The organism is Streptomyces sp. 17_S59 (assembly GCF_056930295.1).
On record NZ_JBXOWD010000001.1, the window covers coordinates 5,719,452 to 5,733,056 of the forward strand.

Consider the following 13,605-nt stretch of genomic DNA (forward strand, 5'->3'; position numbering starts at 1 on the left):
GATTGCTCCCAGTCGTTCGTTCCGTCATCCGTGCAGCCCGCATTCGGTCTTGCCGGTGCCCGACCACCGCCCGGCCCGCGCGTCCTCGCCCGCCTGCACCCGGCGGGTGCAGGGCGCACAGCCGATGGAGGCGTAGCCGTCCGTCAGCAGCGGGTTGACGAGCACGCCGTGCTCGGCCACGTAGGCCTCCACGTCCTCCTGCGTCCAGCGGGCGATGGGGGAGACCTTGACCTTGCGCCGCCGGGCGTCCCAGCCCACGACCGGGGTGTCCGCCCGGGTCGGCGACTCGTCGCGGCGCAGGCCCGTCGCCCACGCGTCGTAGGAGGCCAGCCCGTCCGCCAGCGGCTGCACCTTCCGCAGCGCGCAGCACAGGTCCGGGTCCCGGTCGTGCAGCCGCGGCCCGTGCTCGGCGTCCTGCTCGGCGACGGTCCGGCGCGGGGTGAGGGTGACGACGCGTACGTCCATCACGGCCGCGACCGCGTCCCGGGTGCCGAGGGTCTCGGGGAAGTGGTAGCCCGTGTCCAGGAAGACCACGTCGATGCCCGGGGCGGCCCGTGCGGCCAGATGGGCGACGACCGCGTCCGCCATGGACGAGGTCACGCAGAAGCGCTCCCCGAAGGTCTCGGCCGCCCAGCGCAGGATCTCGAGCGCGGGCGCGTCCTCCAGCTCGCGGCCCGCCCGCTCGGCGAGCTGCTCAAGTCCGGTCATCCGGTGCCCCCTTGGCCAGGCCGCGGGCCAGGAGCCCGAGGAAGGACAGCTTGAACGCGCGGTTGCAGGCCCCGCACTCCCAGACTCCGTGGCCCTGCTCGCCCGGCCGCAGGTCCTCGTCGCCGCAGTACGGGCAGTAGAAGGGAGCCGCTCGTCCGCTCATGACAGGTCCTCCTCCGCGGCCCGGGCGACCCACTGCGCGAACCGCTCGCCGTCCGCGCGCTGCTCCAGGTAGCGCCGCAGCACCCGCTCGACGTAGTCCGGCAGCCCGTCCGAGGTGACCTTGAGCCCGCGCACCTTGCGGCCGAACCCGGCCGCAAGGCCCAGCGCGCCGCCCAGGTGCACCTGGTAGCCCTCGACCTGCCTGCCGGCGTCGTCCAGGACCAGCTGGCCCTTGAGTCCGATGTCCGCGACCTGGATCCGGGCGCAGGCGTTGGGGCAGCCGTTGACGTTGATGGTGAGGGGCTCGTCGAAGTCCGGGAGCCTGCGCTCGAGTTCGTCGATGAGCGAGGAGCCGCGCGCCTTGGTCTCCACGATGGCGAGCTTGCAGAACTCGATGCCGGTGCAGGCCATCGTGCCGCGCCGGAACGGGGAGGGCGAGACCCGCAGGTCCAGTGCCTCCAGGCCGGCCACCAGCGGGGCGACGCGGTCCTCGGCCACATCGAGCACGATCATCTTCTGTTCGGCGGTGGTCCGCAGGCGGCCCGAGCCGTGCTCCTCGGCCAGTGCCGCGATCTTCGTCAGGGTGGCGCCGTCGACCCGGCCGACGCGCGGGGCGAAGCCCACGTAGAAGCGGCCGTCCCGCTGCCGGTGGACGCCGACGTGGTCGCGCCAGCGCTCGACGGGCTGCTCGGGGGCCGGGCCGTCGGCGAGGGCGCGGCCCAGGTACTCCTCCTCCAGCACCCGGCGGAACTTCTCCGGGCCCCAGTCGGCGACGAGGAACTTCAGCCGGGCGCGGTTGCGCAGCCGCCGGTAGCCGTAGTCGCGGAAGATCCCGATGACGCCGCCGTAGACGTCCGGCACGTCCGCGAGCGGCACCCAGGCGCCCAGCCGCACCCCGATCCTGGGGTTGGTGGAGAGGCCGCCGCCCACCCAGAGGTCGAAGCCGGGGCCGTGCTCGGGGTGGTGCACGCCCACGAAGGCCACGTCGTTGATCTCGTGGGCCACGTCCAGCAGCGGGGAGCCGGAGACCGCGGACTTGAACTTGCGGGGGAGGTTGGAGAAGTCCTTGTTGCCGATGAAGCGGCGCTGGATCTCCTCGATGGCGGGGGTGCCGTCGACGATCTCGTCCTCGGCGATGCCCGCGACGGGCGAGCCCAGGATCACCCGGGGTGTGTCGCCGCAGGCCTCGGTGGTGGAGAGGCCGACGGCCTCCAGTCTGCGCCAGATCTCCGGGACGTCCTCGATCCGGATCCAGTGGTACTGGATGTTCTGGCGGTCGGTGATGTCGGCCGTGCCGCGCGCGAACTCCTCCGAGACCTCGCCGACGACCCGCAGCTGCGCGGTGGTCAGCCGCCCGCCGTCGATCCGCACCCGGAGCATGAAGTACTCGTCGTCCAGCTCCTCCGGCTCCAGGATCGCGGTCTTGCCGCCGTCGATGCCCGGCTTGCGCTGGGTGTACAGACCCCACCAGCGCATCCGGCCGCGGAGGTCGGCGGGGTCGATGGAGCCGAAGCCGGCCTTGGCGTAGATCGTCTCAATGCGTGTCCGCACATTGAGACCGTCGTCGTCCTTCTTGAACTGCTCATTGGCGTTGAGCGGGGTGAAGTGGCCGACGGCCCACTGGCCTTCGCCGCGGTGGCGGCCGGTCTTGCGCCGCGGCGGGGCGGCAGGAGGGGAGGAAGTGGTGTCAGCCATGAGGAGTTGTCCTTGAGATCTGCGAAAATCCGCGTGCGCGACGGCACTTCCGCAGGTGCCGGAGACCGGGCGCACGGGAAGTGGGGTGCAGGAGAGGACTCGTCGGCGGCAGCGGCGACGAGGGGGAGGAACGGTGGTGCTGTGACTGTCAGCCCGCCGGACAGATGGCGCTGGACATGCGGCCGAGGTCGACGTGACGCCGACTCACCAAGGCGATTCCAGCTCGGGACATGACGGAAGCGTGGCACGGCGTCATTGCGCCAGTCCATACTTGTCCGTATGACGAGACAGCCCGTCTCGCTCAATGAGATTGAGCGAGACGGACTGCGGGTGAACGGTGGCCGGGGACGCCCGTTCTCAGGGCCTCTCCCGGGACGTGCGGATCAGGCGGCGGCGCCGGTGGCGGGCCCGGTGCCGGCCCCGGGCCCGGCCTCGGCGTACGCGCCCGGCCAGGGACCGGGCGGGGCGACGTCCGGCTCCTCCGCCGTCCGCGTCTCGAACACCCGGAAGCCGCGCCGCTCGTAGTTGCCCAGCGCGTGCGGGCCGTCCTTGCTGCAGGTGTGCAGCCACACGCGCGTGGTGGGCTCCCGCCCCGCCCAGCGCTCGGCCAGGTCCCAGGCCCGCGCGGTCCCGTGGGACAGCAGGTGGCCGCCGATGCGGCGGCCCCGGAACCCCGGGATCAGCCCGAAGTAGACGATCTCCACGACCCCCTCGGGCTGCGGTTCCAGCTCGATGTACCCGGCCGGCGTCCCGCGCTCGTACGCCACCCAGGTCTCCACGCCCGGCCGCTCCAGGAACGCCCGCCACCGCTCGTACGGCCAGGACAGCCGGTCGGTCCAGGTCACGTCCCCGCCCACCGCCGTGTAGAGGAAGCGGCTGAACTCGGGCGAGGGCACCTCCGCCCGCTCTATCCGTATCCCGGACGAGGGGTCCGGGATACGGGCGGGTACGAGGTCGGCCGGCGAGGTCTGCGCCAGGGACCAGGTGGTCACGGTCGTCGTCGTGCTGTCGCTCATGGCCGGAAGCCAATCACGGATCCGGAAGCCGGGGCGTGTCCGACGGGTCACCCCCGGCGGGCGGCCAGCACCGCCGGAGCCGTCGAGGCGGGCAGCAGGTCCCGGGGGTCGGACGGCACCAGCAGCCGGACGTCCAGGCCGTCGGCGAGGCGGTACGGGCGGTGCCCCAGCACCCCGGCCAGCGTGCGCCGCATCCGCGACAGCTCCGCCCGCACCGTGACGGTCCTGGACGCGTCCCCGAACAGGTCCGCCGCCAGCTGCGCGGCCGTGCGCCCCGCCGGGTGCCGGGCCAGGACGTACAGCAGCTCGGCATGGCGCGGGCTGAGCACCTGCGACCAGTGGCCCGCCTCGCCGGACACGGTGACTGTCCAGGTCCGCGGGCGCCGCAGGTCCAGCACCAGCCGGCTGGGCGGCGCCTCGCGCGGCCCGTCCTCGCCGTCGACGCGCACCAGCCAGCCGTCCGGGAGCGGCTCGATCATGCACGGGCCCAGCGACGGCAGCCACGTCCGGCCCGGCTGCACGGACCGCGGCAGCACCACCCGGCCCACCGGGGCCATGCCCGTCACCGCGGCCGTCCAGCCGTCCCGGTCCACCGCCAGCGCCCGTCCGCCGATCCGGGCCAGCATCGGCGCGGCGATCGTGCGCAGCCGGTCGACGGACGCCCAGTGCCGGGACCGCAGCTCCGCCTCGGAGACCTTGCCGACGGCCGTTACCAGGGCCAGCGTCGCCGGGTTGAAGGCGGGCGCGGGGCCGCTGACGTTCAGCACGCCCAGCAGCCGGCCGTCGCGCGGGTCGTGCAGCGGGGCCGCCGCGCACGTCCAGGCGTGGTGGGTGCGGACGAAGTGCTCGGCCGAGTGCACCTGCACCGGGCGGCGCGCCACCAGCGCCAGGCCGATGCCGTTCGTGCCCACCAGGTCCTCCGTCCAGGAGGCGCCCACCAGGAAGCCCAGCCGGTCGGCGCTCCGGCACACCCCCGCGCCGCCCTCCCGCCACAGCACCCGCCCGTCGGCGTCGGTGACGCACATCAGGTGCCGCACCGCGTCCGCCGCCTCGGTCAGCCCCTCCCGCAGCTGCGGCAGCAGCGAGGCCAGCTGGGAGGTGTGCCGGCGGTGCGCCAGCTCCTCGGCGGAGATCAGCGAGGCCGGACGGCCGGCGTCCGGATTCACCCCGTGCCGGAGCGCCCGGGTCCAGGACTCGCCGATCAGCGGGCGCGGCTGCGCCGGGGGCGCGGAGCCCGCCAGGGCCCTCTCCCGGATCGCCGGAAGCTGCCCCGCGTCGATTGGTATGCGCTTCACGCTGTCATGGTGCCCGGCGGGCACGGCCGCACGCCGGAGCATCCGGAACATTGCAACGCGATGCAACCTTTGCGAACGACCCCGCTCGGGACCGAAGGTGACGGTGAGCGGCCGGAGGGTGGTGCCGAGTCGGCGCAGCACCACCCTCCGCACCCTCTCCACAGGCACCGGCCCCTGCCCGGCCGTACCCGGGCCGCCGGATGAACCGACCCCTCCGCGGCGGATACGGTTGGGTCGTGCAGGCAGCAAAAGAACATTCGGGTCGGCGGAACGGCCGGCTCCACAGGGCTCGGGCCCTGTACCGAAATGTCTCCAAACGCAGGATGGTGTGGCTGCTCCTGAAGGACACGGTCAACTCCTGCATGGAGTACCGCGTCACGGGGCTCGCCGCGGAGGCCGCCTTCTTCACCCTCCTGTCGCTGCCGCCACTGCTGCTCGGCCTGCTCGGGCTGCTGCGCTACCTGGACGACTGGACCGGCACCGACACCATCGGCAGCATCCAGCAGAACATCCTCACCGCCTCCGCGACCGTCCTGTCCGACAAGGGCGTCAAGGAGATCGCCGAGCCGCTGGTGGCGGACGTGCTCAAGCTGGGCCGCCCGGACCTCATCTCGGTGGGCTTCGCCGTCGCCCTGTGGTCCGGCTCCCGGGCCGTGAACGTCTTCGTCGAAACCATCACGATCATGTACGGGCTGGAGGGCAAGCGCGGCATCGTCCGGACCCGGCTGCTGGCCTTCCTCCTCTATATCGTCGCCCTGCTCATCGGCGCGGTGGCCCTGCCGCTGATAGTGGCCGGGCCGGAGACCGTGGTGGACGTGGTGCCGTGGAGCGCGGACGCCGTCACGATCCTCTACTGGCCCGTCGTCATCATCCTGTCCATCGCCTTCCTCACCACGCTCTACCACGTGTCGGTGCCGGTGCGGTCGCCGTGGGCGGAGGACATCCCCGGCGCGCTCGTCGCCCTGACGATGTGGGTCGTCGGCAGCTTCCTGCTGCGGATCTACCTGACCCACACCGTCGAGGGCGTCACCATCTACGGCTCCCTGGCCGCGCCCGTGGCCGTCCTGCTGTGGATCGGCGTGGCGGCCTTCGCGGTGCTCGTCGGCGCCGCGGTCAACGCCGCGCTGGACCGGGTGTGGCCGTCCGTCGCCACCGCCGCCGCCCGCGCCGAGGTCGACCGGCAGCGCGAGGCCGCGGCCGCGCAGGCCGCCGCCGAGCGGGCCGCGCTGGCGCTGGTGCACGAACTCGAGGACGACCCCTACGAGGCCGCCGAGGAGGGCGTGATGGGCCAGGACCGCGAGCCGCCCTCGGAGTTCCCCGAGCGCTGGTCCCACTTCCTCCCCCACGACGACGTGCGCTCCCGGCTCCAGAAGCAGGAGGGACGACCGAAGCACGCGAAGCCCCACCGGCGCGACTAGGGGCTGTTCCACGGGTGCGCACGGGCGGGTGCGCACGGGCCGCCGGAAAACCGCTGGCGGCCCCGCGCGCACCGCGCCTACGATCGCCCCGCGCGACGGACGCGCACTCAGGAAGGAGGTCGGGACCATGACTGTCACGACGACGGGCACTGCCCGCACTCGGAAGTCCATCCACTCCCCCTCCTTCCCGAAGGATCCCTCCCTTGTCCGAGCCCGAGCTCGTCGCTTCGCACCCGTCGTACCCGCTGTCCCACTACGGCTGGGACGCGGCGTTCGCTGACCTCTTCACCCCCTTCGCCGACCGGGGCCTGACCCCCGGCCGCATCACCCGCGTCGACCGCGGCCGCTGCGACCTCGTCGTCCCCGACGGCGACGGCGGCGTGCGTACCGTCCTGGCCGACACCTCGCCCGTCACCACCGGCGACCCGCTGAACATCATGTGCACCGGGGACTGGGCGGCCGTCGACCTCGCCGCGGGATGCGTCAGGGCCCTGCTGCCCCGCCGGACCGCGTTCGTCCGCTCCACCTCCTCCAAGCGCTCCGAGGGGCAGGTCCTCGCCGCCAACGTCGACCACGCCCTCGTCGCGGTCCCGCTCTCGGCCGAGCTGGACCTGGGCCGCATCGAGCGGTTCCTCGCCCTGGCCTGGGAGAGCGGCGCCGAGCCGGTGGTCGTGCTGACCAAGGCCGACCTCGTACCGCACGCAGCCGCCCTCGCCCACCTGCTCGCCGACACCGAGGCGGCCGCCCCCGGCGCCCGGGTGCTTGCCGTCAGCGCCGAGACCGGCGAGGGCGTCGACGTGCTGGCGGCCGTGCTCGCGGGCGGCACCTCCGTCCTGCTCGGCCCGTCCGGTGCCGGGAAGTCCACCCTCGCCAACGCCCTCGTGGGCGCCGATGTCCAGCTCGTGCAGGCCATCCGCGACCGCGACGGCAAGGGCCGGCACACCACCACCACGCGCAACCTGCTGCCGCTGCCCGGCGGCGGGGTGCTGATCGACACGCCGGGCCTGCGCGGCGTGGGCCTGTGGGACGCCGGGAGCGGCGTCGCCCGGACGTTCTCCGAGATCGACGGGCTGGCGGCGGACTGCCGCTTCCACGACTGCGCCCACGGCACGGAGCCCGGGTGCGCCGTCCTGGCCGCGGTCGCCTCCGGCGCGCTGTCGCAGCGGCGCCTCGACAGCTACCGCAAGCTGGTGCGCGAGAACACGTGGATCGCGGCCCGTACGGACGCCCGCCTGCGGGCCGAGATCCGCCGCGACTGGAAGCAGAAGACGGCGGCCGGCCGCGAGACGGCCGCCCGGAAGCGCGGCGGCCGCTGAGCCGGAGCCCGGGTGTCCGGGGGCCCGCGGGGCGGCGCCGGTCACGGGCTCAGGGCCATGTCCGATTCCCGCCAGTCCCGCCCCCTCCGGTGACGCAGACTGGAACGCATGACGGACACCGAGAGCCGACTCGACGACTCCCGCTACCAGGCGGTGAGCAGCAGGGACGCCCGTTTCGACGGCGAGTTCTTCACCGCCGTGACGAGCACCGGCATCTACTGCCGGCCCAGCTGCCCGGCGGTGACGCCCAAGCGCGAGAACGTCCGCTTCTACCCCACGGCCGCCGCCGCCCAGCGGGCCGGATTCCGCGCCTGCCGCCGCTGCCGCCCGGACGCGGCGCCCGGCTCGGCCGAGTGGAACGCCCGCGCCGACCTCGTCGGCCGTGCGATGCGGCTGATCGGCGACGGCGTCGTCGACCGCGAGGGCGTCGCCGGCCTCGCCGCCCGCCTCGGCTACAGCTCCCGCCAGGTCAACCGCCAGCTCACCGAGGAGCTGGGCGCCGGGCCCGTGGCTCTGGCCCGGGCCCAGCGCGCCCACACCGCACGCGTCCTGCTGCAGACCACCCGGCTGCCGGTCACGGAGATCGCCTTCGCGGCGGGCTTCGCGAGCGTCCGGCAGTTCAACGACACGATCCGCGCCGTCTACGCCCGCACGCCCAGCGAACTGCGCGGCCGGGCCGCCGCCGGGCGGCCCGCGGACGCCCCGGCGCCCGCCGGGATCCCGCTGCGGCTGGCGCACCGGGGCCCGTACGCCGCCCGCGAGGTCTTCGACTTCCTCGGCCGCCGGGCGATTCCCGGCATCGAGGAGATGACGGGCACCCCCGGCACCCGCACCTACCGCCGCACCCTGCGCCTTCCCTACGGCACGGGCGTGGCCGAGGTCCGCGAACCGGTCCCCGCCGGGCCGGACCACGGCACCTGGCTCGACTGCCGCCTGCACCTCACCGACCCGCGCGACCTGTCGACCGCCGTGCAGCGCGTGCGGCGCCTGTTCGACCTGGACGCCGACCCCTACGCCGTCGCCGAGCGGCTCGGCGCCGACCCCCGGCTGCGCGCCCTCGTGGCCGCCCGGCCCGGCCTGCGCTCGCCCGGCGCCGCCGACGCCGAGGAACTGGCCGTGCGCGCCGTGCTGGGCCAGCAGGTGTCCGTGGCGGCCGCCGCCACGCTCGCCGGGACCCTGGTGGCCGCCTACGGAAAGCCGCTGGCCGCACCCGACGGCGGACTCACCCACCTCTTCCCCGAACCCGGCACCCTGGCCGACGCCGCCCTCGACGAGCTGCGCATGCCGAACTCGCGCCGCAGCGCCGTGCGCACGGTCGCCGGGGCACTCGCCGACGGCACGGTCCGGCTCGACCCCGGCGCCGACCGGGACGACGCCGAACAGGCCCTGCGCGCCCTGCCCGGCATCGGCCCGTGGACGGCCGGCTACATCCGGATGCGGGCCCTCGGCGACCCGGACGTCTTCCTGCCCGGCGACGCCGGGGTCCGCCACGGCCTCGCGGCCCTGGGCGCCGCGCCCGGCGACGCCGCTGCCTGGGCGCCCTGGCGCTCGTACGCCGTGCACCACCTCTGGAACCGGGCCATTGCCCCCGCGCCCGGCCGCACCCCGAAGGAAAGCTGACATGCCCGACACCGACGCCCTGCTCCACACGGAGATCGACAGCCCGCTCGGCCGGCTGCTCCTCACCGGCCGCCCCTCGGCCACCGCCCCCGGTGGCACCGCCCTCGCCTCCCTGTCCGTGCCCGGCCAGAAGAACGCCCCGGCCGTGCAGCCCGGGTGGCGGCACGAGCCGACTGCCTTCGCGGAGGCGGAGCGGCAGCTCGCGGCCTACTTCGCGGGGGAGACGAAGGAGTTCTCGCTGGAATACGCGGTCGAGGGCACGGAGTTCCGCAGGAGGGTGTGGGACGCCCTGGACACCATCCCGTACGGAGCCACCACGACGTACGGCGAACTGGCAGCCCGCATCGGCGCCTCCCGCGCCGCGGTCCGAGCGGTAGGCAGCGCGATCGGGGCGAACCCGCTCCTGGTCCTGCGCCCCTGCCACCGAGTGATCGGCGCGGACGGGTCGTTGACGGGCTATGCGGGGGGTCTGGAGCGCAAGCGTTGGCTGCTGGCGATGGAAAAATCCAGCCCGTCCGGCGTTTGAGGAGCGGGGGTCCGGGGGCGGAGCCCCCTCACGCGGCGGAGCCGCAAATCGATACAGCCGGGAAGGGGCGGGGTGGGGAAAGGCCCGCCGCAGGCGCCCCCCCAAGCCACCGTCACCCCGCCACCACCACCGCCCCGATCCATCCCCCCACTACCAGCAGACACGCGCACAACTCCACCAGCACACTCGTCCCCAACGCCCGCATCACCGTCCGCGTAGACGCCCAAGCCTCCCCGTGCCCGCCCAACCGCCGCCGCTCCACCCCGTAGACCCCGGCCAGAAAGCCCGGCACCGCCCCGACCAGCGGCACGACGAAGAAGCCGGCTATGCCCGCCGCCCCCGCCACCAGGAAGGTCCGGCGGGTGACGCCCGCACACTTCAGGCGGCGGGGCGGCAGCAGCCAGATGACGGCCTGGTTCAGCAGCAGAACCGCCGTCGCACCCGCCAGCACGGCCCAGGCCGAGGACGTGTGCGCGGCCGTCGACCACCAGAGCGTGCCCGCCCAGACGATCGGCGGCCCGGGCACGCCGGGAGTCACGACGCCGAGCAGGCCGAGCAGCATCACGAGGCCGACCAGAAGCAGCTGCCACGTCCCCATGCCCCAAGGTTGCCGGAACGCAGTCGGCGGCGCTTCCGCACATTTGCGGTCACGGTGGCCGGTACGCGCCACCCGGGCCCCGGGGGTGGCGGTCAGTGCCGCACGGTCCAGCCGTGTTCGGCCGCGTACCAGCCCAGTTGCAGCCGTGTGGTGACCCCGGCCAGCTCCATCAGCCGCTTCACGCGCCGCTGCACGGTCCGCAGCCCGAGGCCCAGCTGCTTGGCCGCGCTGGCGTCCGTCAGCCCGGCCAGCAGGAGGGACAGCACCTCCAGGTCGAGGGCGTCGGGGCCGTCCGGCCCGGCACCCGTGCCGCCGGTGCCGGGCCGGACGGGGCGGCCCTCGTACCAGACGTCCTCGAAGAGGTCGATCAGCGAGTCCAGCAGCGCCCCGGCGTGCACGACCAGCGCGGCGGAGTCGGCGGTGCCGGATGCCAGCGGCAGCAGTGCCACCCGCCGGTCGGCCACGACCAGTTCGGCGGGTATGCGGTCGACCACCCGTATCCGCCCGCCCACAGCCACCGCCACCTGCCCCGGCGCGGCGCGCTCGACCACGGTCCGGTGCGGTACGGGCCTTCCGCAGCCACCGCCCCCGCCGCCCCGGACGCCCCCGCCGCCCCGGACGCCCCCGCCGTCCCGAACGCCCCCGCCGCCCCGGACGCCCCCGCCGTCCCGGACGCCGGCGGGCCCGGGGCCGCCCGTCCAACCGGGTCTCTCCGTCAACTCACGTGTGCTGCCCGTCAACATCGCGCACACTTCTTCCACTGCGCTCATCCGCAGCCCCCGCAGCCGTCGCGCGACCGCCTCCGCTCCCGTGACGACCTCCACCGTCCCCTGGCCGACGAGCCGCTGCGACGCTGGTCCGTCCGCCTCCACCGCCTCCCGGACGGTGGCCGGCCCCATGGCACCGAGCACGCGACTTCCCTCCCCATCCCCACGACCGCGTTACGACTCGGGACATCATCCCTGGGGTGGTGTTCGCCGTGCACTCTTCCCGTATGCCCCGGAGTGTGGACAATAAGGGCATGAGTCAGCAGGGGGACCAGCAGGCCGAACAAGAGGACGCCTGGTGGCGCGAGTTGTACGGCAGGAGCGAACCCGACACGGGATCCGGCGCCGTCGGCGACAGCCTCGACGAACGATTCTCCTCCGCCGCGGCGGTCGTCGGGCCGGAATCGCCACGTTCGAGGGCGGAATCCAGGCGGCCGGATCCCAAACGGCCGCCCAGAACCGCCGAGCAGACGGGGCAGACGGGCCTGCCCGGCCCCCCGTCGGCCTCGCCTTCCGGCCTTTCGCCCGCCCTGTCCCGCGGGGTGCCGCGGCAGGCCAAGCGCTGGGTGCCGCCCGGTGACGGAGCCCTGCCGGTACCGGCTCCCAAGCCGCCCCCGCCACCCCCGCCCCCGGATCCGGTCATCCCTCCCGAACTGCGCCCGCCCGTCGGGCCGGGACGGATGCCCGAGGGCCCGCCGCCCCCCGACCCGAGGACCCGGGTCTCGCCCCCGCCGCCCGCCTCCGTGGACCCGGGAACGCCCGGGCCTGCAGAGGAGTACGGGACCACGGCCGGCGCCGCCACGCCCCCGCCCCCGGCCGCCGGTCCGCACCGCACCGAAGGCGCGGGCGAAGCGGGCGGGCCGCCCGCCTCCGGTGTCACCGAAGTCCCGGACGTCACCAGCGCCATGGGAGCCCCCGGAGTCCCGGACACCAGCAGTCCGGCGGCGCCCCGGAGCGCGGACGCCCCGGACTCCCCGGGTGGCCGCGGCCGGACCCGCCCGGAAGCCCCGACCACCTCGGGCCTCCCCGATGTCCCGCACACCCCGGGGATCACGGACCGCTCGGACCGCTCGGGCCGTTCGAACCGTCTGGACCACTCGGACCGTTCGGACCGTTCGGACCTGCCGGGTCTGGCAGGCATCCCGGACTTCCGCTCCCTCCCCGACATCCAGGAGATCCAGAACTTCGCGAACGTCCCCGATCTCGCGGATGCCCCCGACGCGCCGGACGTCGTCCGGCCCGTCCGGCGGGCCGCCCCGCTCGACACCACCGAGGTGTCCGAGGCGCCCCCCTCCGGGCCCGTCACCCGGCCCGCCCCCGAGCCCCGGCGGGGAAACCGCTTCCGCGGGCCCGAGTTCGTCGGCCCGCGGCCGCCCACCTACGACGCCGAGCCGACCGCCTGGCCGCCCGCCGACCCCGGCGGCCTGGCCGGCCTGGTCCCGGACACGGTGCTGGACGGCGCCCGGTACGGCGCCATGACGCTGCGGGCCGTCTCGATGCGCGGGGACTCCGCCCGCTACCGCGGCGAGCCCCGGCGGGACGCCCTGCTCGCCGCCCGGTTCGGGGCGGGCGACGAGGCGCTGCTGCTCGTCGCCATGGCGAGCGGCGCCCGCGCGGCCGAGGGCGCGCACCGGGCGGCGCGGGAGGTCTGCGAGTGGATCGCGGGCGCCGTGGGGCGCAGCCACGCCCGGCTGGCCGAGGACCTGCACGCGGGCCGCCGCGACGAGCTGAAGTCCGGCCTGCACCGGCTCACCGACCGCACGTACGGGCGGCTGCGCACCCGTTCCGCCCAACTCGGCCTCGAGCCCGCCGAGTACACCGCGGGACTGCGCTGCCTGCTGCTGCCCGCCGACGTCCGGTGCCGCACCCGGGTCTTCTTCGGCGTCGGCACCGGCGGCCTGTTCCGGCTGCGGGCGGGCTCCTGGCAGGACCTGGACCCCGAGCTGCACCGGCCCGAACCGGCGGGCGAGCCCGTCGTGGGCTATGGCGCCGACCACCGCGCCGCGGACCGGCCCACCGTGGACCTGGGTATTCCGACGCCCGGCACCGCGCCCGTCATAGACCCGGACGAGGTCCCCGGCGAGCCGTTCCGCTTCCGGGCGTCGATCGCCCGTCCCGGGGACGCGCTGCTGCTGTGCACCTCGGGCCTCGCCGACCCGCTGCGGGGCGAGCCCGAGCTGGGGATCCGGCTGGCCGAGCGGTGGACGCAGGCCGGGCCGCCGGGGCTGGCCGAGTTCCTCGCGGACACGCAGCTGCGCGTGAAGGGGTACGCGGACGACCGCACGGCCTGCACGGTCTGGGAGGCATAGGGCGCGCCCGGAGAACGCCGACCGAACCGCGCGCGACCCGAGGCGTTCGCGGCGCGACTATTTCCCGTCTTCCCGATGTTTCACCGCGCCCGTGAAATGCGGTTCCGGATGGGCCGTGGACAGGAATTCTCCGCGTGCACAAGAGGCTCTCGCACTCCGGTCGTATAACCATGTT

General features: G+C 74.8%; 13 protein-coding genes. 5 read left to right on the top strand and 8 right to left on the bottom strand.

The features are described from left to right. Positions 1 to 24: 24 nt before the first annotated feature. From AC1Z4A_RS25985 to AC1Z4A_RS26010, 6 genes are all read right to left on the bottom strand, one after another. A complete protein-coding gene (locus AC1Z4A_RS25985; protein ID WP_483682284.1) occupies positions 25 to 708 on the bottom strand; it encodes a phosphoadenylyl-sulfate reductase in 684 nt (227 codons plus the stop codon). After that, a complete protein-coding gene (locus tag AC1Z4A_RS25990) occupies positions 695 to 871 on the bottom strand; it encodes a hypothetical protein (RefSeq protein WP_483682285.1) in 177 nt (58 codons plus the stop codon). Before AC1Z4A_RS25990 ends, AC1Z4A_RS25985 begins: the two co-directional genes overlap by 14 nt. Then, positions 868 to 2,565, bottom strand: coding sequence for a nitrite/sulfite reductase (locus tag AC1Z4A_RS25995; RefSeq protein ID WP_483682286.1), 1,698 nt, complete (start codon positions 2,563 to 2,565; stop codon positions 868 to 870). Before AC1Z4A_RS25995 ends, AC1Z4A_RS25990 begins: the two co-directional genes overlap by 4 nt. Before the next feature lie 148 nt (positions 2,566 to 2,713). Further along, positions 2,714 to 2,821, bottom strand: coding sequence for a putative leader peptide (locus AC1Z4A_RS26000; RefSeq protein WP_483682287.1), 108 nt, complete (start codon positions 2,819 to 2,821; stop codon positions 2,714 to 2,716). A gap of 127 nt (positions 2,822 to 2,948) precedes the next feature. After that, a complete protein-coding gene (locus AC1Z4A_RS26005) occupies positions 2,949 to 3,581 on the bottom strand; it encodes a GNAT family N-acetyltransferase (protein WP_483682288.1) in 633 nt (210 codons plus the stop codon). A 47-nt stretch (positions 3,582 to 3,628) separates the two neighbouring features. Next, on the bottom strand, positions 3,629 to 4,876 hold the full coding sequence (locus AC1Z4A_RS26010) for a GAF domain-containing protein (RefSeq protein WP_483682289.1): 1,248 nt from the start codon (positions 4,874 to 4,876) through the stop codon (positions 3,629 to 3,631). Positions 4,877 to 5,112: 236 nt separating this feature from the next. On the opposite strand from AC1Z4A_RS26010, the gene AC1Z4A_RS26015 reads away from it, so the two are divergent. The 4 genes from AC1Z4A_RS26015 to AC1Z4A_RS26030 all read left to right on the top strand — a co-directional run bounded on the left by AC1Z4A_RS26015 (position 5,113) and on the right by AC1Z4A_RS26030 (position 9,756). Then, on the top strand, positions 5,113 to 6,294 hold the full coding sequence (locus AC1Z4A_RS26015; RefSeq protein ID WP_483682290.1) for a YihY/virulence factor BrkB family protein: 1,182 nt from the start codon (positions 5,113 to 5,115) through the stop codon (positions 6,292 to 6,294). Between the two features lie 203 nt (positions 6,295 to 6,497). Further along, the gene (gene rsgA / locus AC1Z4A_RS26020; RefSeq protein ID WP_483682291.1) at positions 6,498 to 7,610 is read left to right on the top strand and encodes a ribosome small subunit-dependent GTPase A; all 1,113 of its coding nucleotides are present in this window, start codon (positions 6,498 to 6,500) and stop codon (positions 7,608 to 7,610) included. A 108-nt stretch (positions 7,611 to 7,718) separates the two neighbouring features. Then, positions 7,719 to 9,230 carry an AlkA N-terminal domain-containing protein gene (locus AC1Z4A_RS26025; RefSeq protein WP_483682292.1) on the top strand — a complete coding sequence of 504 codons (1,512 nt, stop codon included), beginning with the start codon at positions 7,719 to 7,721 and terminating at the stop codon, positions 9,228 to 9,230. A 1-nt stretch (position 9,231) separates the two neighbouring features. Further along, positions 9,232 to 9,756: a methylated-DNA--[protein]-cysteine S-methyltransferase gene (locus tag AC1Z4A_RS26030; RefSeq protein WP_483682293.1), complete on the top strand. Its 525-nt coding sequence runs from the start codon at positions 9,232 to 9,234 to the stop codon at positions 9,754 to 9,756. Positions 9,757 to 9,868: 112 nt separating this feature from the next. Here the strand turns inward: AC1Z4A_RS26030 and AC1Z4A_RS26035 are convergent, their stop codons facing one another. Continuing rightward, a complete protein-coding gene (locus AC1Z4A_RS26035; RefSeq protein ID WP_483682294.1) occupies positions 9,869 to 10,354 on the bottom strand; it encodes a DUF456 domain-containing protein in 486 nt (161 codons plus the stop codon). A 92-nt stretch (positions 10,355 to 10,446) separates the two neighbouring features. Then, complete coding sequence (locus AC1Z4A_RS26040) at positions 10,447 to 11,265, bottom strand: helix-turn-helix domain-containing protein (RefSeq protein WP_483682295.1); 819 nt, start codon at positions 11,263 to 11,265, stop codon at positions 10,447 to 10,449. A gap of 110 nt (positions 11,266 to 11,375) precedes the next feature. Between AC1Z4A_RS26040 and AC1Z4A_RS26045 the strand changes: the two genes are divergently transcribed. Then, the gene (locus AC1Z4A_RS26045; RefSeq protein WP_483682296.1) at positions 11,376 to 13,430 is read left to right on the top strand and encodes a protein phosphatase 2C domain-containing protein; all 2,055 of its coding nucleotides are present in this window, start codon (positions 11,376 to 11,378) and stop codon (positions 13,428 to 13,430) included. Positions 13,431 to 13,605: the final 175 nt, after the last annotated feature.

Coding starts and splice junctions, on each gene's coding strand:
- AC1Z4A_RS25985 (WP_483682284.1), bottom strand. CDS start 708: ATGACCGGACTTGAGCAGCTCGCCGAGCGGGCGGGCCGCGAGCTGGAG.
- AC1Z4A_RS25990 (WP_483682285.1), bottom strand. CDS start 871: ATGAGCGGACGAGCGGCTCCCTTCTACTGCCCGTACTGCGGCGACGAG.
- AC1Z4A_RS25995 (WP_483682286.1), bottom strand. CDS start 2,565: ATGGCTGACACCACTTCCTCCCCTCCTGCCGCCCCGCCGCGGCGCAAG.
- AC1Z4A_RS26000 (WP_483682287.1), bottom strand. CDS start 2,821: ATGACGCCGTGCCACGCTTCCGTCATGTCCCGAGCTGGAATCGCCTTG.
- AC1Z4A_RS26005 (WP_483682288.1), bottom strand. CDS start 3,581: ATGAGCGACAGCACGACGACGACCGTGACCACCTGGTCCCTGGCGCAG.
- AC1Z4A_RS26025 (WP_483682292.1), top strand. CDS start 7,719: ATGACGGACACCGAGAGCCGACTCGACGACTCCCGCTACCAGGCGGTG.
- AC1Z4A_RS26030 (WP_483682293.1), top strand. CDS start 9,232: ATGCCCGACACCGACGCCCTGCTCCACACGGAGATCGACAGCCCGCTC.
- AC1Z4A_RS26035 (WP_483682294.1), bottom strand. CDS start 10,354: ATGGGGACGTGGCAGCTGCTTCTGGTCGGCCTCGTGATGCTGCTCGGC.
- AC1Z4A_RS26045 (WP_483682296.1), top strand. CDS start 11,376: ATGAGTCAGCAGGGGGACCAGCAGGCCGAACAAGAGGACGCCTGGTGG.